17 protein-coding genes and 1 pseudogene are annotated in these 21,192 nt (G+C 70.1%); 12 read left to right on the top strand and 6 right to left on the bottom strand.

Annotated elements, in window-relative coordinates:
* Positions 1-284: pseudogene (locus AB7F93_RS08990) on the bottom strand (ATP-dependent protease); the annotation flags it as partial.
* 90 nt (positions 285-374) lie between these two features.
* On the opposite strand from AB7F93_RS08990, the gene AB7F93_RS08985 reads away from it, so the two are divergent.
* Genes AB7F93_RS08985 through AB7F93_RS08975 form a run of 3 tightly spaced genes read left to right on the top strand, consistent with a single transcriptional unit; the run spans position 375 to position 3,047 of the window.
* Positions 375-758, top strand: coding sequence for a gamma-glutamylcyclotransferase family protein (locus tag AB7F93_RS08985; protein WP_428302563.1), 384 nt, complete (start codon positions 375-377; stop codon positions 756-758).
* Positions 755-1,993, top strand: a complete 1,239-nt coding sequence (locus AB7F93_RS08980) for a multifunctional CCA addition/repair protein (RefSeq protein WP_428302562.1) — start codon at positions 755-757, stop codon at positions 1,991-1,993. The genes AB7F93_RS08985 and AB7F93_RS08980 overlap by 4 nt, the downstream gene beginning before the upstream one ends.
* Positions 1,986-3,047: a PA0069 family radical SAM protein gene (locus AB7F93_RS08975; protein ID WP_428302561.1), complete on the top strand. Its 1,062-nt coding sequence runs from the start codon at positions 1,986-1,988 to the stop codon at positions 3,045-3,047. Before AB7F93_RS08980 ends, AB7F93_RS08975 begins: the two co-directional genes overlap by 8 nt.
* Before the next feature lie 190 nt (positions 3,048-3,237).
* Here the strand turns inward: AB7F93_RS08975 and queG are convergent, their stop codons facing one another.
* The 4 genes from queG to AB7F93_RS08955 form a co-directional block, all read right to left on the bottom strand.
* Entirely contained in the window at positions 3,238-4,296 is a 1,059-nt protein-coding gene (gene queG / locus AB7F93_RS08970; protein WP_428302560.1) for a tRNA epoxyqueuosine(34) reductase QueG, read from the bottom strand.
* Positions 4,297-4,420: 124 nt separating this feature from the next.
* The gene (locus AB7F93_RS08965) at positions 4,421-7,024 is read right to left on the bottom strand and encodes a DEAD/DEAH box helicase (RefSeq protein WP_428302559.1); all 2,604 of its coding nucleotides are present in this window, start codon (positions 7,022-7,024) and stop codon (positions 4,421-4,423) included.
* A gap of 211 nt (positions 7,025-7,235) precedes the next feature.
* Positions 7,236-7,763, bottom strand: a complete 528-nt coding sequence (locus tag AB7F93_RS08960) for a zeta toxin family protein (protein ID WP_428302558.1) — start codon at positions 7,761-7,763, stop codon at positions 7,236-7,238.
* Positions 7,754-9,637, bottom strand: coding sequence for a site-specific DNA-methyltransferase (locus AB7F93_RS08955; protein WP_428302557.1), 1,884 nt, complete (start codon positions 9,635-9,637; stop codon positions 7,754-7,756). Before AB7F93_RS08955 ends, AB7F93_RS08960 begins: the two co-directional genes overlap by 10 nt.
* 256 nt (positions 9,638-9,893) lie before the next feature.
* Between AB7F93_RS08955 and AB7F93_RS08950 the strand changes: the two genes are divergently transcribed.
* The 7 genes from AB7F93_RS08950 (at position 9,894) to AB7F93_RS08920 (ending at position 18,164) form a co-directional block, all read left to right on the top strand.
* The gene (locus AB7F93_RS08950; protein WP_428302556.1) at positions 9,894-11,456 is read left to right on the top strand and encodes an NAD(P)H-hydrate dehydratase; all 1,563 of its coding nucleotides are present in this window, start codon (positions 9,894-9,896) and stop codon (positions 11,454-11,456) included.
* The gene (tsaE, locus tag AB7F93_RS08945) at positions 11,434-11,889 is read left to right on the top strand and encodes a tRNA (adenosine(37)-N6)-threonylcarbamoyltransferase complex ATPase subunit type 1 TsaE (protein WP_428302555.1); all 456 of its coding nucleotides are present in this window, start codon (positions 11,434-11,436) and stop codon (positions 11,887-11,889) included. Before AB7F93_RS08950 ends, tsaE begins: the two co-directional genes overlap by 23 nt.
* Positions 11,886-13,214 carry an N-acetylmuramoyl-L-alanine amidase gene (locus tag AB7F93_RS08940; RefSeq protein ID WP_428302554.1) on the top strand — a complete coding sequence of 443 codons (1,329 nt, stop codon included), beginning with the start codon at positions 11,886-11,888 and terminating at the stop codon, positions 13,212-13,214. The genes tsaE and AB7F93_RS08940 overlap by 4 nt, the downstream gene beginning before the upstream one ends.
* The gene (gene mutL, locus AB7F93_RS08935; RefSeq protein ID WP_428302553.1) at positions 13,201-15,021 is read left to right on the top strand and encodes a DNA mismatch repair endonuclease MutL; all 1,821 of its coding nucleotides are present in this window, start codon (positions 13,201-13,203) and stop codon (positions 15,019-15,021) included. The genes AB7F93_RS08940 and mutL overlap by 14 nt, the downstream gene beginning before the upstream one ends.
* A gap of 87 nt (positions 15,022-15,108) precedes the next feature.
* Positions 15,109-15,753 (top strand): DedA family protein, encoded by a 645-nt coding sequence (locus tag AB7F93_RS08930; RefSeq protein WP_428302552.1) that lies wholly within the window; start codon positions 15,109-15,111, stop codon positions 15,751-15,753.
* An 88-nt stretch (positions 15,754-15,841) separates the two neighbouring features.
* On the top strand, positions 15,842-16,921 hold the full coding sequence (locus AB7F93_RS08925) for an LLM class flavin-dependent oxidoreductase (protein WP_428302551.1): 1,080 nt from the start codon (positions 15,842-15,844) through the stop codon (positions 16,919-16,921).
* A gap of 250 nt (positions 16,922-17,171) precedes the next feature.
* Complete coding sequence (locus AB7F93_RS08920) at positions 17,172-18,164, top strand: amidohydrolase family protein (protein WP_428302550.1); 993 nt, start codon at positions 17,172-17,174, stop codon at positions 18,162-18,164.
* Between the two features lie 11 nt (positions 18,165-18,175).
* Here the strand turns inward: AB7F93_RS08920 and AB7F93_RS08915 are convergent, their stop codons facing one another.
* Positions 18,176-18,607 (bottom strand): HIT family protein, encoded by a 432-nt coding sequence (locus AB7F93_RS08915; protein WP_428302549.1) that lies wholly within the window; start codon positions 18,605-18,607, stop codon positions 18,176-18,178.
* A gap of 92 nt (positions 18,608-18,699) precedes the next feature.
* Here AB7F93_RS08915 and AB7F93_RS08910 point away from each other — a divergent pair, with 92 nt between their 5' ends.
* The gene (locus AB7F93_RS08910) at positions 18,700-20,124 is read left to right on the top strand and encodes a UbiD family decarboxylase (RefSeq protein WP_428302548.1); all 1,425 of its coding nucleotides are present in this window, start codon (positions 18,700-18,702) and stop codon (positions 20,122-20,124) included.
* A 145-nt stretch (positions 20,125-20,269) separates the two neighbouring features.
* The gene (locus AB7F93_RS08905; protein WP_428302547.1) at positions 20,270-21,091 is read left to right on the top strand and encodes a p-hydroxycinnamoyl CoA hydratase/lyase; all 822 of its coding nucleotides are present in this window, start codon (positions 20,270-20,272) and stop codon (positions 21,089-21,091) included.
* The last annotated feature ends 101 nt before the right edge of the window (positions 21,092-21,192 follow it).

Raw genomic sequence — 21,192 nt, 5'->3', positions numbered from 1 at the left:
TCGAAGTTGTGCACGTAGCACCAGTCGGCCGGCGTCGGCTGGCTCGCCGCGCGCTGCTCCAGAAACCGCCGCACCACGCCGTGCCGGCCGGCGCCCGGTGTGCCGAGGATGAACAGGTTGTAGCCGTCGCGGCGCACGCCGGTGCCGAATTCGAGCGCCGCGAGCGCCCGTTCCTGCCCCACCACGTCCACCGCGTCGGTCACCTCGGCGGTGCTCCGGTAGGGGATCAGCTCCAGCGGGCAGGGCGCGTAGAGCTGGTCGACTCGCAGCGGGGCGATCGGCATCCGTTGTCCTCCGTATGGGCGGTTCCGGCGGTGCCGGGCTGCCGGCTTTGTCCGGATAATAGCCAGCCTTCGTTGCCCGGCCTGCCGATCATGATCAAGCCGCTGGTGTTCGTGTACGGCAGCCTGCGCCGCGGCGGCAGCGCGCACGCGCGCCTGCGGCCGGCCGGGCAGTGTCTGGGGCAGGCCAGCGTGGCCGCACGCCTGTACGACCTTGGGCCCTATCCCGCCGCCCGCCCGGCGCGCTGCCCCCGCGAGCGTGTGCACGGCGAGCTGTACCGCCTGACGCGCCCGGCAGCGTTCGCCGCGCTCGACCGCTACGAGGGTTGCGCGCCGCCCGCCGGCATGGCGCCCGAATACCGCCGCGAGCAGACGCGAGTCATCCAGGCCGGCCGGCGCCGCCTTGCCTGGGTGTACTGGTACGCGCGTCCCTTGCGCGGTGCGCGGCGCGTGCCGGGCGGCGTGTGGCGGCCATGAAGCTGCCGTTCAAGACTTACCTCGTCGGCGGCGCGGTGCGCGACCGCCTGCTGGGCCTGCCGGTGACGGACCGCGATTACGTCGTCGTCGGCGCCACGCCGGACGACCTGCTCCACGCCGGCTTCAAGCAGGTGGGTGCGGACTTTCCGGTGTTCCTGCACCCGAAGACCGGCGATGAGTACGCGCTCGCCCGCACCGAGCGCAAGACCGCGCGCGGCTACCACGGCTTCGCGGTCAGCTTCTCGCCGGACGTGACACTCGAAGACGACCTCCTGCGGCGCGACCTCACCATCAACGCGATGGCCGAGGCCGCGGACGGCACCGTCATCGACCCCTACGGCGGCCAAGCCGATCTCGCCGCCCGCACCCTGCGACACGTGTCGCCGGCATTTGCCGAAGACCCGGTGCGCATCCTGCGCCTGGCGCGCTTCGCGGCGCGCTTTCACCGCATGGGCTTCACCGTGGCGGACGACACCCAGGCGCTGATGCAGCAGATGGTGGCGGCCGGCGAGGTGGACGCGCTGGTGCCGGAGCGCGTGTGGCAGGAATTCGAGCGCGCGCTGCGCGAGCCGGACCCGCAGCGCTTCATCGGCGTGCTGCGCGACTGCGGCGCATTGCAAAAACTCCTGCCGGAACTCGACCGCCTGTTCGGCGTGCCGCAGCCGGCCGCGCCGCACCCCGAAATCGACACCGGCGTGCACGTGCTGATGGTGCTGGAGCAGGCCGCCCGCCTGAGTGACGACCCGCAGGTGCGCTTTGCCGCCCTGCTGCACGACCTTGGCAAGGGCACCACGCCGCCCGGCGAGTGGCCCCGCCACCACGGCCACGAGGCGCGCAGCGTGGAGTTGGTGAATGGCCTGTGCGCGCGCCTGAAAGTCCCTGCCGCCTACCGTGAACTCGCGCTCGCCGTGGCGCGCGACCACGGCAACGCGCACCGGGCGCTGGAACTGCGTGCCGGCACGCTGCTCGACATCATCGAGCGCACCGACGCGCTGCGCCGCCCGCAGCGCTACGCGCAGTTCCTGCTGGCCTGCGAGGCCGACCACCGCGGCCGCACCGGCTTCGAGGACAGGCCCTACCCGCAGGCGGCGCGGTTGCAACACGCCTTCGAGGCCGCGCGCGGCGTGGACGTGCGGCCGCTCGTCGAACGCGGCCTCACCGGCGAGGCCATGCGCAGCGCGCTGCGGCAGGCGCGCACGCGGGCCATCGCGGCGGCGATCAAGGTCGATGAGTGAGGGGCGCACCCACAAAGGCCGCGGCGCCGGCTACAACCCGACGCCGCGCTACGCCCGCACGGAGCGCGGCGCGGCGCCCGATGCCGACACGCCAGACGAGCCCGGCGCCGACCCGCGCACCGTGGTCAGCGTGGACGCGACGCGCTCGGTCATTACCCGCAACGACTCCCCGGACCTGCCGTTCAAGCAGTCGCTGAATCCCTACCGCGGCTGCGAGCACGGCTGCATCTACTGCTTCGCCCGGCCGAGCCACGCGTACCTGGACCTCTCGCCCGGACTCGATTTCGAGACCCGCATCCTCGCCAAGCCGCGCGCCGCGCAGCTGCTGGCAGACGCCCTGCGCAAGCCCGGCTACCGCTGCCAGGTGCTCGCCATGGGCACCAACACCGACCCCTACCAGCCGGCCGAGCGGCACTGGCGCATCACCCGCAGCGTGCTGGAACTGCTGCTGGACTGCCGCCACCCGGTCGGCATCGTCACCAAGTCCGGCCGCATTGCGCAGGACCTCGACATCCTCGCCGAACTCGCCCGCCACAACCTCATCAGCGTGTTCCTGTCCATCACCACGCTCGACCGCGACATCGCCCGCACGCTGGAACCGCGCGCCGCGGCGCCGCAGGCGCGGCTCGACACCGTCGCGCGCCTGCGCGATGCCGGCGTGCCGGTGGGCGTGTTGGTGGCGCCCATCATCCCGGCGCTCACCGACCACGAGCTCGAAGCCATCCTTACCGCCGCTGCGCAGGCCGGCGCCAGCTTTGCCGGCTACACCGTGCTGCGCCTGCCGGGCGAAGTGGCGGATCTCTTCGAAGACTGGCTGCACCGCCACCGGCCCGACCGCGCCGCGCGCGTGCTGAACGCGCTGCGCGACCTGTGGGGCGAGCGTCTGTCCAGCAGCACCTTCGGCCACCGCCAGCGCGGCGCCGGCGACTACGCCACGCTGCTCGGCCAGCGCTTCGACATCGCCTGCCGCCGGCTCGGACTCGGAGAAGTGCCCGCGCTCGATACGCGCGCGTTCCGGCCGCCGGCCGGGGGGCAGATGGGGTTGGGGTTTTAGGTGGTCGGATACCCGTATCCACATCCCATCGGCCGTATTTCGTGTTGCCGAAGACAGCACAGCCTGCGCATGGTCGACGCGGGGCGTGATTCGCCTTTCGCGCCATCCTGAGTGCGAGCGCGGTTGGTGTGAGTCACGATCCGCGCGCAGGCCGTTCAGCCGGCCGGCTGGCACGACTCCGAGCGACTGATCATCCGTCCGCGCCGTGCCGCCGCAGCGCCCATTCCACGTGCTCGCGCACCAGCGGTGAGGGGCCGTGCCGGTGGCGGCGCAGGCAGGCGATGGCGGCCGCGTCGCCCGGCGGCGCGTTGCCGAGTGCCACGGCGATGTTGCGCTGCCAGCGTTCGTGGCCGATGCGGCGGATGGCGGAGCCGGCCAGGCGCCGGTCGAACTCGTCGGCGCTCCAGTCCATGAGATCGACCAGGCGCGGCGCATCCAGGCCCTCGCGCGGCGCAAAGTCGGCGGCATCGGTGGGCCGCGCAAACTTGTTCCACGGGCACACCAACTGGCAGTCGTCGCAGCCGTAGATGCGGTTGCCAAGCAATGGGCGCAGCTCCTCCGGAATCGGCCCCGGGTGCTCGATGGTGAGGTACGAGATGCACCGCCGCGCGTCCACCACGTACGGCGCCACGATGGCGCCGGTGGGGCACACATCCATGCAGGCACGGCAACTGCCGCAGTGGCCGCGGGCCGGCGCGTCCACCGGCAGCGGCAGGTCCGTGTACAGCTCGCCGAGGAAAAACCACGACCCGCCGCGCCGGTCGATCAGACACGTGTGCTTGCCGATCCAGCCGAGCCCGGCCTGCTCGGCGAGCGGTTTTTCCAGCACCGGCGCGCTGTCGCAGAACACGCGGTAGCCGAACGGGCCGATCAGGGCGGCGATGCCGTCCGCGAGGCGCTGCAGGCGCTGGCGCACGCGCTTGTGGTAGTCCCGGCCGAGCGCGTAGCGCGACACGTAGCCGAGCGAGGGTGATTCCAGCACCGGCCAGGGCGCCGCAGCCTGCTGTGGCCAGTAATCCATGCGTACGCAGATCACGCGCAGCGTGCCGGGCACGAGCTCCGCCGGCCGCGAACGGCGGCTGCCGTGGCGCGCCATCCACGCCATCTCGCCGTGATAACCGCGCGCCAGCCAGTCGGCCAGCCGCTGCTCGGCCTGCGCGAGGTCAACGCCGCTGACGCCAAGGCCGGTGAAGCCGAGTTCCGCGGCCAGCGTACGGACTGTGGCGGCGAGGGCAGGGGGCGTCAGCATCTACCCCCGATTGGCGGTGCGCAGGGCCTGCGCTGCGCCAACCCGCGCAGTAAAGAACCCTGCCACGTGCGCAAGGGCGCGCCGGCAGGGCGGCAGGTGTGTTTTTGTGCCGGGTTGCGGGCCGTCATAACTGCGCCTCGATCAAATCCCAACGCCTGTCGGTCACCCACGCAAACCGACAGCGCCCGTCGCTGCGCCGCGCCCACAGCTCCCCGATGCGCTGCTTGTCACGGCTGTCGCGGTTGTCGGCAAGTTGTGCGCCCTTGTACTCCACGGCGAGCAGCGGACCGTCCTTCATCTGCACCAAGAAGTCCGGGTAGAAGCGGTCCGACGCGGTTTGCAGCCAAAAGGCGTTGGGCTTCCGCTCCACGTTGCGCACCCACCAGTCCACGCCGGCAAGCTGGTTGGCGATGAACTCGGCGCACTCGAATTCCTCGCCCGTGCTCTTGAGATTGCCGATCACCGGAAAGAAATGGCGCCGCAGCGTCACGAAGCCGGTATACGGCACGTCGTAGGCGTAGCGCCCCGGCTCCAGCACCACGGCGTGCTCGTCGCGCACGGCAAAGGCGGCCTCGTCGGCAAACAGTTCGTCGAACACCCGTTGCTTGGCCTGCACCAGCCCGGCGGCCAGCTTGCGTTCCAGCGCACCGCGCAGGCGGAACTTGCGGTAGGCCAGCTCGTCCAGCGCAAAGCCGCCCGCCCCGATCAGGTGCGTCACCGCGGCGTCGATCCAGGCCACCTTCTGGTCGCGCTCCGCGTAGGGAAAGCTGAGGTTGCGATCGAGCCAGTAGACCAGATCGGTCTGCTGCCAGCCCTGTTCGCGCCCGAACAGGGCGAGCTGGCTGTCGAGGCGGTCGTACACATCGCACTCGACCCGTTCCAGTTGCGAGATGTTGAGCGAGGCGCGGCGCATGGCCTCCATGTCGTGTGCGAATTCGCCTTGCGTGAGATGCGGATCGAACTCGGTGATTTCCCAATCCGCATCCAGCAGCGGCGTTTCGTCGAACAGGTCGAACAGGCCGTACTGCGTGTGCCCCAACAACGGGATGCGCGCCGTGCGGCCGCGTTCGGCCGGCGTGGGTTCGCGCGCCGGTGGCGCGCTGGCGAGCGCGAGCGCCGTATCCAGCCGCTCGCGCACGACGTGGATCGCCGTCGGATGCGTGAAGGTCTCCGCCAGTTGCTGGCTCTGTTTCGGCGCAAGGCCGCCCTTCACCGTCAGCGTGCCGCGCTCGGGGGATACCTCCACCCGGTCGCGCAGCGCCTTGGGCAGACCCGCCAGCGCCGCGGGGTCCGGCAGCGCCACGCCGTCGTCCAGCGGCGGCAATGGGATCACCACTTCCGCCACCGGCGCGAACAGGTCACCGGCCGGGGCGAAATCCTGCGCGGTACGGATCAGCTCGCGGGTGTCCAGCCGCTCGAAGCCGTTCTGCACCAGCCCGTCGCGCAGCCCCTGCACCGTGGCCGCGAGTTCGGACGACACCACATACGCATAGCTGCGGTTCAGCGCCTCCTGCTGCTTGCGCGTGACGTGCGGCATGCGCAGCACACGTCCCAGCACCTGCTCCACGGCCGTGCTGGAGGTGGTGTTGCGGAAGGTGAACAGCACGTAGGCAAACGGGCAGTCCCAGCCCTCGCGCAGCTTGTCCACGGTGATGATGAACTGCGGGTAGTCCGCATCCCCAAGCGTCCGGCCGGAAAGCTCGTCCACCGCGCCGGTGGCAATGGCGATGCGCTCGGGCGCGATGGCGAAGTGGTCGATCAAGTGCTGCTTCACCCGCTCCGGGGTGAAGGTCTCCTTGCCGTCCGCCTTGCGCTCGGCCTGGATCAGCATCACCACCGGCGCGATCGTCTCGCCGGTCGCCTGCCGCTCCGCTTCCGCCGCCACTTCCAGTTGCCGCAGCCGGCCGATGGCCTCGGTCAGCGACACCCGCCACTCCGGGTGAATGGCCAGCTCCAGCGGCAGCTTCAGCATGTCTTCGGCCTGCAACGTGGCGGCCGACACGCTGCGCAGCACGTTGGAGGGATTGTTGTCTCGGTCCGGCGTGGCCGTCAGCTCCAGCACGCAAGCCGGCTCGAAGCGCGCCAGCGTATCCACCGCCAGCGGCGTGCCCTGGTTGTGCGCCTCGTCCACGATCACGAACGGCCGGCGCCGGCGGATCACCTCCACCAGCGACCGCTCGCCCGGCGCGGCGCTATCGAAGTGCGCCATCAGCGCGCCGTTCTGGCGGTACACGCGCAGCCCGTCGGCGCTGTCGCGCTTGAAGCTCTGCATGGTGGCCACGATGATCGTGTTGCCGGTATCGAGCGTCGCCGGCTGCACGGCGAGCGCCGCGTCGATGTCCAGCACATGCACCGCGCCGAACAGCTCCCGCATGTCCTCATGCAGCAATTCGCCCGGTGTTTTCAGCGCGCGCAGCGTCTGCTCGCGGATCGGCTCCGACGGCACCAGCCACAGCACCAGCGCGTGCTCGGTGGCCAGAAACTGCTCGTTCACGCGCCGGATGGCCTGCCCGGCAAGGCGCGTCTTGCCGCCGCCGGTGGGCACCCGCAGGCACACATAGGGCGTCAGCGGCGCGCCCGGCAGCGGGTGATACGGCAGGGCATAGCCGAAATGCGCGAGCGTCGATTCCGCAAAGGCCGCCGCCGGATCCTTCAGCTCGCGGCAGCGGGCGAGATAGGCCGCGAAGTCGTCCAGCAACTGCGCCTGGTAATTCTTCAGTTCGTTCATGCGCCCTCCCCGTAGCCCGAGGACGGCTCATTGACGCGTGCAGCGGCGGATTCGGGTTGCGGCGCGATCAGCCGGACCTGGCCGTCTTCGCCAATGACGAGCAGTGTCCCTGTCTGTCGCGCCACCTCCCGCGCGCGCCGCGCGGCCCGTTTCAACGCCTCGTAAGAAGCCGGGAGGTCCGCATTCCGGGCACTGTCCAGGGGTCGCGGGCTCATGGTTTTTCGCTCCAGTCCAACAATCGTGGTTGTGCCCCGGCGTTGTCGTACAACACCCACGTATCCACCAACGGCGCGTACAGCCGATGAAAATTCTCCCGTCCTGCCGCGAAGCGCCGGCGGACGGTGTCGGGCGGAACGTCATGACCGCCCTGTTTCACGCGCTGGGCAACGCGGGCGATCGCCTCGTCGGCCGAATTGAGTTGCAGAAAGATCAGCTCGACCGTATAGCCCGCCGCCTGCCAGCGCCTGATCCGGTGCACATAGCCGCGTCCGGACAACGTGGTCTCGAACGCAAAGCTCTCGCGGGCGGCAAAATGCTGCGCCATTGCATCCAGCATGAGTCGGGCCGCCTGCACGGCGGCGCGTTCCGGGGCAAACGGCGCCAATCCGGCCGCGATCAGGTCCGCATTGATGAAGACGGGGCAGGCCGCTTCGTTGGGCAGGAACTCGCGCGCAAAGGTGGTCTTGCCCGCGCCGTTGGGGCCGGCGATGACGATCACCTTCGGCGCCGTCAAAACCATGTCTTCACCGCCAGTTCGTAGGGCAGTTGGTGGAAGGTGATGCCGAGCGCGGCGAGCCTTTTCCTGTCGAAGCGCGTGCGCGCGCCGTACACCACGCGCGGCCCGGCAAAGCCCGGCGCGGTTTCGTCCAGCAGCGCCAGCGTGCGCTGGTTCAGCACGTTGCCGCCGAGGTCGGAGCGGTCCTTCAGGATGCCGTTGTAGAGCAGGTAGACCGCGCGCCCGGCATGGATTCCGAGCAATGGCCAACGGCCTTCGGCCTTGTCAGTTGCAGCCGGGCAGAGCGATGGCGCGGAGCCGGCGCCGGTCTCCAGAAACCACACGAACTCGGCGAGCTGGGCAAAGGTCACGTCGCGGCGAATCTGCCCGTCGGCGTCGAACAGCGGCTCGGCGGACAGCCGGCAGAACTGGAAGCCGCCACCGAGTCCCGGCACCCAATCTTTCCCCCTATCCCACTCGCGGGAGAGGGCCGGGGAGAGGGTATCTTCGTCAGGGTCGTGGCTTGCGCCCTCTCCCCCAACCCCTCTCCCGCTCACGGGAGAGGGGAGCGTGGCCTGGCCGCGTGTGTAGCCCTGCGCCACGCGGCGCACGCGCTCGGCGGTGACGTTGCGGGCGATGGCGTCGTCCATCTCCACCAGGATGAAGCGGCGATTGCCACCGTCTTCGGCGTTCTGTTTCAGCACCGCGTGGGCGGTGGTGCCGGAGCCGGCGAAACTGTCGAGGACGAGCGAATCCTTGTCGGTGGCGATTTGTAGAAGACGCTGTATGAGGCGCGATGGCTTCGGCGTGGTGTCGAAGCCGCTGATGCCACCGAGAACGCTCATGAGCTCCTTGGTTGCCTCGTCCGTATGTCCTACCTCTTCATGCGTCCACCATGTCCAAGGCACCACTCCTTCGACCTCGCTCAAGTAGCGGATCACGTTGGGTTGCGAGTCCCCTTTCTTACCGAAGTAAATGCGGCCTTCAGCCCTGAGCTTGTTGAAGGTTGCTTCTGCCAAGCCCCAGCAGCGGCCTGGGCTCGGCTTGAACTTCTTGCCGCTAGGCGATGTGATTTCGTAAAACTGGTCTTTCGTTGCATGACCAGCCTGTGCAGTCAGGGGAATAGGCCTCCAACGCCCCTTCGGATCGTTGTTCGGATTTCGATAGACCTTGGCTTGCTTTTCGTCGATGGGAACCTTGTTCCGCGTCTCCTTGAATTTCGCCGGGTTCATCGCGTAGATGAGCAGGTACTCATGCACGTCGCCAATGGCCTCCCGGTTTTCGCGCGAGTATCGTTTCTGCCAAACGTTGCATGCTACGAACTTCGACGCGCCGAATACCTCGTCCATCAATGCGCGCAGCAGATGGATGGCTGCATCGTCAATCGACACCCAGATCACGCCGTCATTGCGAAGGTACTGCCTCAGCAGCACCAGCCGCGGATACATCATGCACAGCCAGCGGTCGTGGCGGTCCAGCGTCTCACCTTCCTTGCCGACCACTTCGCCCAGCCACTTGCGAATCTCCGGGCTGTTGACGTTGTCGTTGTAGACCCAGCCCTCGTTGCCGGTGTTGTAGGGCGGGTCGATGTAGATGCACTTCACCTGGCCGGCGTAGCGCGGCAGCAGGGCCTTGAGCGCGTGCAGGTTGTCGCCCTGCACGATGAGGTTGTTCGGCGCGTCCGTGCGCCTCACCCCTTCGGGGCTATCGCACCGATTCGCTCCCGGCGAATCGGTGTCGCCGTGGGCGCGCTCGGCATGGGCGCCCTCACCCCCAGCCCCTCTCCCGCCCGCGGGAGAGGGGAGAGACAGCTCGGGCACCGGCTCCAGCAGGCGGAACGGCACCTCCTTGTGGTGTTTGACGACGGCTTGCTTGCCGATCCAGTTGAGTGTGGGCATGCGGGGTTTCGGCGGAGGGGGCTGTGGGCGCTGGATGGCCGGCGCGCGCTTGGGTTGTGGCGTGCAGCGCGTGTGTGGCCTGCCGGGCGTCGCCGAGGCGGGCTGGGGCCGGCGATCCGGGTCGGGCGGCGATTATGGAGCACAGCCGCTGCCGGTTTTGCGGCGCCTCCGGGCGGCTGCTGCGTGTTGGTGGGCCGCTCCCCGCAAAGGCAATGAAATAAAGCGATTGACGCGAATCGGGTGGGGAAAAAAGCGTATGCTTGCGCCGGCTTTCTCAGCTCGGGCATCAAACGGCATTCTTAAGGTGTTGTCTCGGCTAGAAAAATTGTATTCAGTTGCCCAATCGCGGCGCGTCGACCACGCCGCGATGCAGCAGCCCGCATGCGCCGGAAACGCACTGATGGAGCGCGCCGGGGCGGCGGCCTACACCGTCATGCGGCGCCGCTGGCCGCAGGCGCAGCAGGTCGGCGTGCTGTGCGGGGCGGGCAACAACGGCGGCGACGGTTACGTGCTGGCGCGCCTGGCGCGCTCGGCCGGCCTTGGCGTCGCGCTCGGCCGCGTGGCCGGCGTGCCGCGGCCGGGCAGCGAGGCGGATGCCGCCCGGCAGGGCTGGCTGGCCTGCGGCGGGGCGGAGCAGGCCGACGTGCAGGCCACGCTGGCCGGCGCGGATGTGGTGGTCGACGCGTTGCTGGGTACGGGCCTCGACCGCCCGCCGACCGGGCGGGTGGCGGAGGCCATCGATGCCATCAACGCCTGCGGCCGGCCGGTGCTGGCGCTGGATGTGCCGAGCGGGCTTGATGCCGACACCGGCGCCGCGCCGGGCGCGGTGGTGCAGGCGCGGGCGACGGTCAGCTTTGTGGTCCGCAAGCAGGGGCTTTACACCGGCGCCGCGCGCGACTGCTGCGGCGAGCTGGCGTTCGATGACCTTGGCGTGCCCACGGACGCGGTGGATGCCGCGGGGCCGGCGCCGGCTGCGCTGCTGGACCTCGACGCGTTGCGGGTGGCCTTTGCACCGCCGCGCCGACGTGGCGCGCACAAGGGCAATTTCGGCCACGTGCTGGTGCTGGGCGGCGACCACGGCTACGGCGGCGCGGTGCGCCTGGCCGGCGCGGCCTCGGCGCGCGCAGGCGCGGGATTGACCAGCGTGGGGACGCGCGCGGCGCACGTACCGGCGCTGATCGCGGGGCAACCGGAACTGATGGCGCGCGGCGTGGACGCGGCGGCTGATCTTGCGCCGCTGCTGGCCCGGGCGAGCGTGCTGGCGGTGGGGCCGGGCCTGGGGCAGGGCGATTTTGGCCGCGCGCTGCTGGGTGCGGCGCTCGACAGCGGCCTGCCGCTGGTGGTGGACGCCGACGCGCTGAACCTGCTGGCGGTGGACCCGCAGCGGCGCGAGGACTGGATTCTGACGCCGCACCCCGGCGAGGCGGCGCGGTTACTGGGGATCAGCACCGCGCAGGTGGAGGCTGACCGCTACGCCGCCGCGCGCGCGCTGCACGCCCGCTACGGCGGCGTGGTGGTGCTGAAAGGCGCCGGCACGCTGGTGTGCGACGGCCAGGCGCCGGTCGGCGTGGTGCCATACGGCAACCCCGGCATGGCGAGCGGCGGCATGGGTGACGTGCTGACCGGCGTGATCGCGGCGCTGTGGGCGCAGGGCCTGCCGGCGTTTGCCGCGGCTGCGCTCGGCGCCTGCCTGCACGGCGCGGCGGCGGACGCCGTCGCCGCCCGGCGTGGCGAGCGCGGCCTGTTGGCCGGCGACCTGCTGGACGTGCTGCCGGCGCTGCTGAACGGAACGGACCATGGAGCGCACCTGGGTGCTTGACGACGAAGCGGCGCAGCTCGCGTTTGGCGCGCGCCTGGCCCGGGCGCTGCCGGCGGCGGCCTGCGTGTACCTGCACGGCCCGCTCGGCGCCGGCAAGACCACGCTGGTGCGCGGCGTGCTGCGCGGCCTCGGCCACACGGGCTCGGTGCGCAGCCCGACCTACACGCTACTTGAAACCTACGCCGTGCCGCAGGGCGAGCTGTGTCATTTCGATCTTTATCGCCTCGGCAGCGCCGAGGAGCTGGAAGACATCGGCGCCCGCGAGCTGTTCGACGGGCACCGCGTGTGTTTTGTGGAATGGCCCGAGCGCGGCACCGGCTGGCTGCCGCAGCCCGACCTCGACATCAGCATCGACCTTGCCGGCGCCGGACGGCGCCTGCGCGCCACGGCGCACGGCAGGGCCGGTGAACACATCCTGGAAGCCTTGTCATGAAGAAACTCCTGATGGGCCTGTTGGCGCTCGTGCCGCTGGCCAGCTGGGCAGGCGAACTGCGCGGCCTGAGCTACGCACCGGTGGCGGGCGGCACGCGGCTGGTACTGGAGCTCTCCGCGCCCACGGCGGCCAAGGTGTTCAGTCTCAAGGCGCCGGACCGGCTGGTGGTGGACCTGCCCGCCACCACGCTGCGCGGCGGGCTCAAGGCGCCGCCGGCGGGCACGCTGCGCGGCGTGCGCTCCGGCCCGCAGGCGGGCGGCGGCCTGCGCGTCGTGTTCGATCTCGCGGCGCCGGTGCAGTGGCGCCACGCCACGCTGCCTGCTGGCGGCGGCAGGGGCGCGCGGGTGCAGATCGACGTGCTCGGCGGCCAGGCTGCGCCCGCGCCGGTGCAGGCGCGCGCGGCGCAAAAGGCGCCGGTCGCCGTGGCCAAACCGGCCATCAAACCGCCTGTTCTAGCGGCGCGAGTGCCCGTGGCGCCGCCAAAGGAGGCCCCCGTAGCAGCCCGGTCGGCTGCACCAGCGCCGGCACCGCAGCCGGCCGCAGCACCCGTGCTGCGTGCCAAGTCGGCCGGCGCGGTGACGGTGGTCATCGACGCCGGGCACGGCGGTCACGATGTGGGCGCGGTCGGCCCCAATCGCCTGTACGAGAAGACCGTCACGCTCGCCATCGCGCGGGAACTGGCGGCGCAGATCAACGCCCAGCGCGGCATGCGCGCCGTGCTCACCCGCGGCGACGACCGCTTTCTGGAACTGCGCGACCGCACGGCGGTGGCGCACAAGCACAAGGCAGATTTGTTCCTGTCGATCCACGCCGACGCGGTGGCCAAGGGCCGGGCGCGCGGGTCGAGCGTGTACGCGCTGTCCGAGCACGGCGCCACCAGCGAGGCGGCGCGCCTGCTCGCCGCGCGCGAGAACGCGGCCGGCATGCCGGCGGGCCTGGCCGTGGCGGGGCAGGACCGGGTGCTGCGGTCGGTGCTGTTGGACCTGTCGCAGAACGCCACCACCGAGAGTAGCCTTCGCCTCGCGGAGCGGCTGCTGGACCGAATGGCGGACGTGAACAAACTGCACCGCTCGGACGTGCAGCAGGCCGGCTTCATGGTGCTGAAATCCCCGCAGGTGCCCTCGGTGCTGGTCGAAACCGCCTTCATCTCCACGCCCGAAGAGGCGCGCAAGCTGGCCGATCCGGCATTCCGGCGGCGCATGGCGGGCGCGCTGGTGGCCGGTATTCGCGACTACCTGCAGACCGAGCCGCGCCTGCGCCAGGCGCTGGCCGAGGCGCAGACCGGCCGCACGCCGGCGCTGCGCGCGGCCGATGACGGTAGCTGAGGCCGCGCGCCGGCCGATCCGAGAACTGCCGGCGCAGCTCGCCAACCAGATCGCCGCCGGCGAGGTCGTCGAACGGCCGGCCTCGATCGTCAAGGAACTGCTGGAGAACGCGCTAGACGCCGGTGCCCGGCGCATCGAGGTCACCCTCGAACAGGGCGGCGTCGGCCTGATCCGCGTGCGCGACGACGGCGCCGGCATTCCGGCGGCGGAACTGCCGCTCGCGCTGCGCCGCCACGCCACCAGCAAGCTTTCCGACAGCGACGAGCTGATGCGCATCGCGACGCTCGGCTTCCGCGGCGAGGCGCTGCCGAGCATCGCGTCCGTGGCGCGGCTGGACATCGCGTCCGCCGTTGCCGGCGCGCCGGCCGCGCAGCTCGCGCACGGGCAGTCGCAGCCCGGGCCGGCGGCGCACCCGCCGGGCACCACGGTCACGGTGCGCGATCTGTTCTACAACCTGCCGGCGCGGCGCAAGTTCCTGCGCAGCGAGAAGACCGAGTTCCAGCACGCCGACGAGCTGCTGCGGCGTCTGGCGCTGGCGCGCTTCGACGTGGGTCTCGCCTGGTCGCACAACGGCAAGGCGGTGCAGCAGTTGCCGCCGGCCGTGGATCTTCCGGCGCGCGAGCAGCGCCTCTCGCGCCTGTGCGGGCAGGCGTTCGTGGATGCCGCGCTGCGGCTCGACTTTCCGACCACTGGGCCGGCCGGGGAGCTTCGCCTGTCCGGCTGGGCGGCGCTGCCGACCTTCTCCCGCGCCGCGGCGGACCTCCAGTTCTGGTACGTGAACGGCCGCCTGGTGCGCGACAAGCTGCTCACGCACGCGGCGCGGCAGGCGTATCAGGACGTGCTCTACCACGGCCGCCACCCGGCCTACGTGCTGTACCTCGACCTGCCGCCGTCGCTGGTGGACGTGAACGTGCACCCGGCCAAGGCCGAGGTGCGCTTTCGCGACAGCCGCGCCGTGCACGACCTGGTGCGCCGCTGTCTGCGGGAGGTGATCGGCAGCGGCAGCCGCGCCGGTGGGGCGGCCTTGGAGGCGTCCACGATGTCCGATGTCGTTGCGCAGCCAGGCAACCGCCCGGCGCCGACGGCGGGGCGTCTTTGGGAAGGCAACGCGCCGCGCCTGTCCACCGGGCAGATCGCCGAACAACTCGCCGCCTACACGCAGCTCGCCCACGGCGCCGTTGACGCGCCGACCCCGCTGCCGCCCGATGCTGCTCAGTCGCCCGACCAGCCGCTCGGCCGGCCGCTCGCGCAGCTCATGGGCATCTACATCCTGGCGCAGGGCGCGCGCGGACTGGTGCTGGTGGACATGCACGCCGCGCACGAGCGCATCACCTTCGAGCGCCTGCGCGCGGCGCACGCCGGCGGTCGCATCGTCGGTCAACCGCTGCTGGTGCCGCTGACGCTGGCCTTGAGCGCGGGCGAGATCGCCACCGTGGAGCGGCACGCCGCACTGTGGCCAACGCTGGGATTCGATCTGGCCGTGCTCGGGCCGGACACGCTCGCCGTGCGCGAGGTGCCGGCGCTGCTGGCGGGCGGCGACGTGCCGGCGCTGGTACGCGACGTGCTGGCCGAGCTGCGCGAGCACGGCACCAGCCGGCGCGTCGAGGAACACATCGAGGCGCTGCTGACCGGCATGGCCTGTCACGGTTCGGTGCGCGCCGGGCGGCAGCTCACGCTGCCCGAAATGGACGCCCTGCTGCGCGACATGGAGCGCACCGAACGCAGCGGCCAGTGCGGCCACGGCCGGCCCACCTGGGTGGAACTGCCGCTGGCGGAGCTCGACCGGCTGTTCCTGCGGGGGCGGTGATCGGCGCGACGCTCTGAACTGCGTCGCCTTGTCCCGGCCACATGCCGCCCGGATACTGGCGCCTCCACACGCACCGGACCGCCGCGCATGGAATTGCTGCAAACCCTGCTCGACCTGTTTCTGCACCTCGACAAGCACCTCGCCGAGTTCACCGCCGAGCACGGCGTGTGGGTGTACGCGCTGCTGGCGCTGGTGGTGTTCTGCGAGACGGGCCTGGTGGTGACGCCGTTTCTGCCGGGTGATTCGCTGCTGTTCGTGGTCGGCACGCTGGCGGCGGGCGGGATGGTCGATTTCGGCACCGCGGCGGCGGTGGTGTTCGTCTCGGCGGTGATCGGCGACAGCGTCAATTACGCCATCGGCAACGCCATCGGCCCGCGCGTGTATTCGCGGCCGGATTCGCGCTGGCTGCGGCAGGAGCACCTCGCCCGAACGCGGACGTTCTTCGAGCGCCACGGCGGCAAGACCATCGTGCTCGCGCGCTTCGTGCCCATCGTGCGCACGTTCGCGCCGTTCGTGGCCGGCGTCGGGTCCATGCAGTACCGGCGCTTTCTTGCCTACAACGTGTTCGGCGCCGCGGTGTGGGTGCTGCTGTTCATGACCGCGGGCGTGCTGTTTGGCCAGATTCCGTGGGTCAAGAGCAATCTCACGCTGATCGCGCTCGGCATCGTCGCCGTGTCGCTGCTGCCGGTGGCGCTGCACTGGTTGCAGGCGCGGCGCGTCAGCGCGGCTTGACAGACATCAGCCGGCCGGCGGTGGACTCGCCCATAATGCGCGCCCGCCGGACGGCACCCTTTGTCCATCACCATCAAGGAGAAACACCGTGGCCAGCAGCAAGCTGAAATTTGGCGTCTACACCGAGATGAACTGCATGCCGGGCGTCGGCAGCGGCGAGGCGGTGTGGGACGTGATGGGCCACATGGAGCAGTGCGACCAGCTCGGCTACGACGTGTACATGGCCATCGAGCACCACTTCTTCCCGACCTTCGGCCAGTCGTCCAACCCGCTGGCGCTGTTCTCGGCCGCCGCGCAGCGCACCAGGAACATCCGCTTTCGCACCCTGTGCCACACGCTGCCACTGCACACGCCGACCGTGCTGGCGGGCGAAATCGCCACCGCCGACGTGCTGACCGGCGGGCGGCTGGATCTCGGCTTCGGGCGCGGCCACGCCTGGCTGTACAAGCTGGCCGGCATTCCCTACGAGGAAAGCCAGCCGCGCTACGAGGAAGCGCAGGACATCATCATGAAGGCGCTGACCGAGGAGAGCTTCTCCTTCCACGGCCAGAAGTACACGGTCGACAACGTCACCGTGCACCCGCGCCCGGTGCAAAAGCAGATGCCGGTGTACCTGACCGGCACCAGCGGGCGCTCGTTCCGCTTTGCCGCCGAGCGCGGCTGGGGCATCTCGGTGGGCGGCCCGGCGCCGTACCCGATTTTCGTCAACGCGATGAAGGAGTACCGCGACGCCTGCGCCAAGGCCGGCCACAAGCCGATCGTCAGCTGGATCCAGCCGGTGCACATCGCGCCGACCGAGGAAGAGGCGCAGCAGCAGGCGCGCACCGCGGCGCCGTACTTCTACCACCAGATCGCCAAGCCCATCCTGTCGGTGGACCAGGTGGCCGACCGTGACCGCCTGCTGGCGGCCGGCTACGGCTTCTACGCCAGCAACGCCATGAACAGCATGCTGGAGCTGACCTACGAGGACATCCTGGCGCAGGACATGGTGTGGGTCGGCACGCCGGCGCAGATTGCCGACAAGGTGGCGGATTTTCTGGCGAAGGAGGAACTCGACGAGTTCGCCATCCAGGTGCTGCCGCGCGGCCCGCAGGGCGGCATCACGCTGGAGCAGCACCGCCGCACGCACGAGCTGTTCGCCAAAGAGGTGATGCCGCGCTTCCTTTGACAGGCCGTCGAAAAAGGGCTTCCGGCCCTTTTTCAACTCGGCTCGCCGCGGCACATGTCCGCAGCGCGCCTCCGTCAATCAAGCGCTTTGGGCGCTTGATTGACGGGCAAGCCAACCCTGGCTTGCCCTGACTGCCCTGGCAATCCTGTTCCCAGCGAAACCGCATCCCGGCGACGGGGTGCGGTTTTTTTTGTGCCCCGCGCAAGGACGTACCATCCGCCGACCCGAACCAGCACCCCGCGGAGCCCGCATGGCCATCGATGTCCACACCCACGTCGTCCCCGCCGATTTTCCGGCCTACGCCGGCCGCGCCGGCGGCCAGCGCTGGCCGCAGATGCACGCCTGCGACCACCCCGGCCACAAGACGGTGGTGATCGGCGACAAGCCGTTTCGGACCGTGAGCGACCACAGCTGGGACGCGGCCCGGCGCCAGCAGGACATGGCCGCCGAGGATGTCGAGATGCAGGTGCTGTCGCCCATGCCGGAGCTGCTGTCGTACTGGTTCGACGCCGACGACGCGCTGGCCATGGCGCGGCACGTGAACGGCACCATCGCCGGCATGGTGGCGGCGGCGCCGCAGCGCTTTGCCGGGCTCGGCATGGTGCCGCTGCAGGACCCGGACCTGGCCGCCCGGCAGATGCAGACGCTGCGCCGCGAGTACGGCATGGTGGGCGTGGAGGTCGGCAGCAACATCAATGGCAAGCCGATCGGCCACCCGGACCATGCGCCGTTTTTCGCGGCGGCGGTGGAGAACGATCTGGCCGTGTTCGTGCACGCGCTGCACCCGGCCGGGGCGGATCGGGTGATCGGCCCGCCGCTGCTGCAGGCGCTGATCGCGTTTCCGAACGAGAACGGTTTTGCCGTGGCCTCGATGATCACCGGCGGCCTGCTGGACCAATTCCCGGATCTTCGCATCGGCTTCAGCCACGGCGGCGGCAGCTTCGGCATGGTGCTGCCGCGGTTGCAGTCGGGCTGGGAGACGATGCGCGGCGAGCACGCCTTCCTGCCGCACGCGCCCATCGACTACGCCCGGCGCATGTACTACGACGCGCTGGTCTACGACGACCTGGCGCTGCGGTACCTGATCGATCTGTACGGCGCTGACCGGCTGATGGTGGGCTCGGACTACCCGTTTGCCATCCGCGAGAAGGCGCCCGGCCGGCGCATCGTCGGCCTCGACCTGCCGCCCGCGCAGCGCGACGCCATCCTGCGCGGCAATGCGCGCGAGTACCTGCGGCTGTAGTCAGGCCGTAGTCAGGCCCTGGGGGGCTCAAGCTCACGCCGCACGGCGGTTTCCAGCGCCACCCAGTCCACGCTGCGCGGGGCGCCGCTGCGCCGCGCCGGTGCCCAGATGGCGTCCGGGAACGCGGCGTCGTCCGCAAAGCGCGGGATCACGTGCCAGTGCAGGTGCGGCACCTGGTTGCCGAGGCTCGCGAGGTTGATCTTGGCGGGCGCCAGCACGCGCCGCAGTGCCTCCTCCACGCCGAAGACCAGATCCATCAGGGTGCGCCGCTCGGCGGGGGCGAGGTCCGTCATCTCCGCGACGTGCGCGTTCCAGACCACCCGGCAGAAGCCTGCGTAGGCCGCATCGTCCACGCGCAGCACGCGGGCCTGCGGGCTGCGCCACAGCACGGTTTCGGCGCCGGCATCGCACAGCGGGCAGGGGGTGTCGTGATTCGTGTTCATGGGCCGGATTGTGCCCATTCGCACCGCGCCTTGCCGCCGGTCGCCCCGGCGGCCACAATCGGCCGGCGAATCCGCGCCCATCACCGAGCCGCTTGAGCGGCCACCAGGAGGAGACCATGCCGTACCGCGACATCCGTCAGTTCATCGCACGCCTGGACGCTGCCGGCGAGTTGCTCGAAATCGACGCCGAAGTCGACCCGCACGAGGAACTCGGCGCCATCTGCCGCAAGGTGCTGGACGAAGGCGGGCCGGCGCTGATGTTCAACAACGTCAAGGGCTACCAGTACCCGGTGTTCACCAACATGCTGGGCACCAAGGACCGCATCGCGCTGGCCATGGACGTGGCGCTGGCGGAGGTAGGCGAGACCTTCCTGAAGCGCTCGCGCGGCCGCCCGTGGCCGCAGCCGCGCATGGTGACGAGCGCGCCGTGCAAGGAAGTGGTGATCCCGGAAGCGCAATTGCGCATCGAGGACCTGGTGCCGCGGGCGGTGAACAACCCGGACGACGGCGGCGCCTTCCTGAACTACGGTCTCGTGGTGATGAAGGACCCGGACAGCGGCCGGCGCAACATGGGCATCTACCGCCTGCAACTGCGGCCCGGCAACCGCACCGGCATCTGGTCGAGCCCGACCTCGCACGCCGGCACCATCCGCACCAAGAACGACCTGCGCGGCGCGCCAACCGAAGTCGCCGTCGCCATCGGCGGCGACCCGATGCTGTACCTCGCCTCCCAGGTGCAGGGCCTGAACCTGGGCGACGACGAGATGGAGCTGGCCTCGTCCCTGCGCGGCGAGCCGGTGGAGCTGGTCAAGTGCGACACGGTGGATCTCGAAGTCCCGGCGGACGCCGAGATCGTGCTGGAGGGCCGCATCCTGCCCGGCGTGCGCGAGGCCGAGGGCCCGTACGGCGAGTACCCCGGCTACTACGGCCCGGTCGGCGAGCAGCCGGTGATCCAGTTCCACCACGCCACGCGCCGCAAGAGCCCGGTGTACGTGCACACCTACATCGGCGTGCCGCCGTCGGACACCCACGCACTCGGCCAGATGATGGGCGAGGCGGGTTTGACGGCCAAGCTGCGTAACGACGTGGCGCCGACGGTGAAGGAGGTGTACTGCGCGCTCGACATGCACACCGTGGTGGTGTCGCTCAAGAAGACCTACGACGAGCAGGCCAAGCATGTGATCTATGCGCTGTGGTCGACGCGCACGGCGAAGACCGTGATCGTGGTCGACGACGACATCGACCCGCGCAACCAAGAGGAGGTGTACTGGGCCATCGCCAACCGCAGCCACGCGCCGCGCGACGTGGTGATGGGCGACGGCTTCGGCACCATCGGCCCCGCCATCGACAAGTACGGCGACGGCATCGCCAGCAAGCTCGGCATCGACGCCACGGCGCCGCTGAAGGGCTATCCGGCCATGTCGCGCCCGCGCCCGGAAATGGCCGCCCGCGTGCGCGAGCGCTGGGCGGAGCTCACCGCCTCGCAAAAGACCAAGCTGCGCCGCGGGCGGGGCTAGCGCCACAGCCGGCCGGCAGTGACGCCGGCCGGTACTCTCGCCGCCGCACGGGCGGCGGCAAATCAGGCCGGTGCGGACAGGGACGGCACGCCGGTCATCGATCGATCACTACAAACGGCCTGCGTGCCGGAGGAGAAACCGTCCCATGCAAAAGAAATACGAGTGCGTGAACCTCAGCATCGACGGCGACGTTGCCACCGTGCAACTGAACCGCCCCGAGAAGCGCAACTGCCTGAGCCCAACCCTGCACCGCAACATGGTGGACGCGCTGAACGAAGTGGCGCGCGCGAAGTGCAAGGTGATGGTGGTCACCGGCACCGGCGATTCGTTCAGCGCCGGCATGGATCTGGAGCAGTGCTTCTTCGAGCCGTTCGACGACCCGGACAAGTTCAACGACGTGAACGCGCCGTGCTTCGAGTGGTTCACGCATCTGAAGAGCTTCCCGGCGGTGACGGTGGCCAAGGTCAACGGCTGGGCGTTCGGCGGCGGCTTCGAGATCGCCGGCATCTGCGACATCGTGATCGCCGCCGAGGAGTCCGTGTGGGGCCTGTCGGAGATCAACTTCGGCATCTTCCCGGGCGGCGGCGCCACCTGGTCATACGCCCACAACATGCTGCGCAAGCAGGCGCTGTTCTACGCGCTGACCGGCGCCACCTTCACCGGCAAGGAGGCGGTCGCGCTCGGCATGGCCAACATCGCGGTGCCGCTGAAAGACCTCGACGCCGAGGTCGACAAGTGGGTGAAAAATCTCGCCAGCAAGGGCCGCACGGTGCTGCGCAAGACCAAGGAGGTATACGAGAAATCGCTGCGCCTGACCTTCGCCGAGTCCATGGAATGGGAAATGGCCAAGATGTGGGAGCTGTCCCGCGAGACCAAGGACGACTGGATTCGCACTGCGCTCGCGTCGTTCAAGAAGCGCGAGTTCAAGCCGGGCCTGCAGAGCTACACGCTGACCAAGAACGTTTGAGTCGGTACGCGGCGCCGAGCGAGTCGCGACCACGGGGGTCGTTCGGCGCCGTGACCCCTGCCCCCGCGGGGCAGGAAGGACCTGGATGTGCCCGGAGCCGG

The sequence above is a fragment of the Immundisolibacter sp. genome (assembly GCF_050250495.1).
Taxonomy (GTDB): Bacteria; Pseudomonadota; Gammaproteobacteria; order Immundisolibacterales; family Immundisolibacteraceae; genus Immundisolibacter.
The sequence above is the reverse complement of the archived record's forward strand: the minus strand, read 5'-3'. Positions and strand labels throughout refer to the sequence as shown.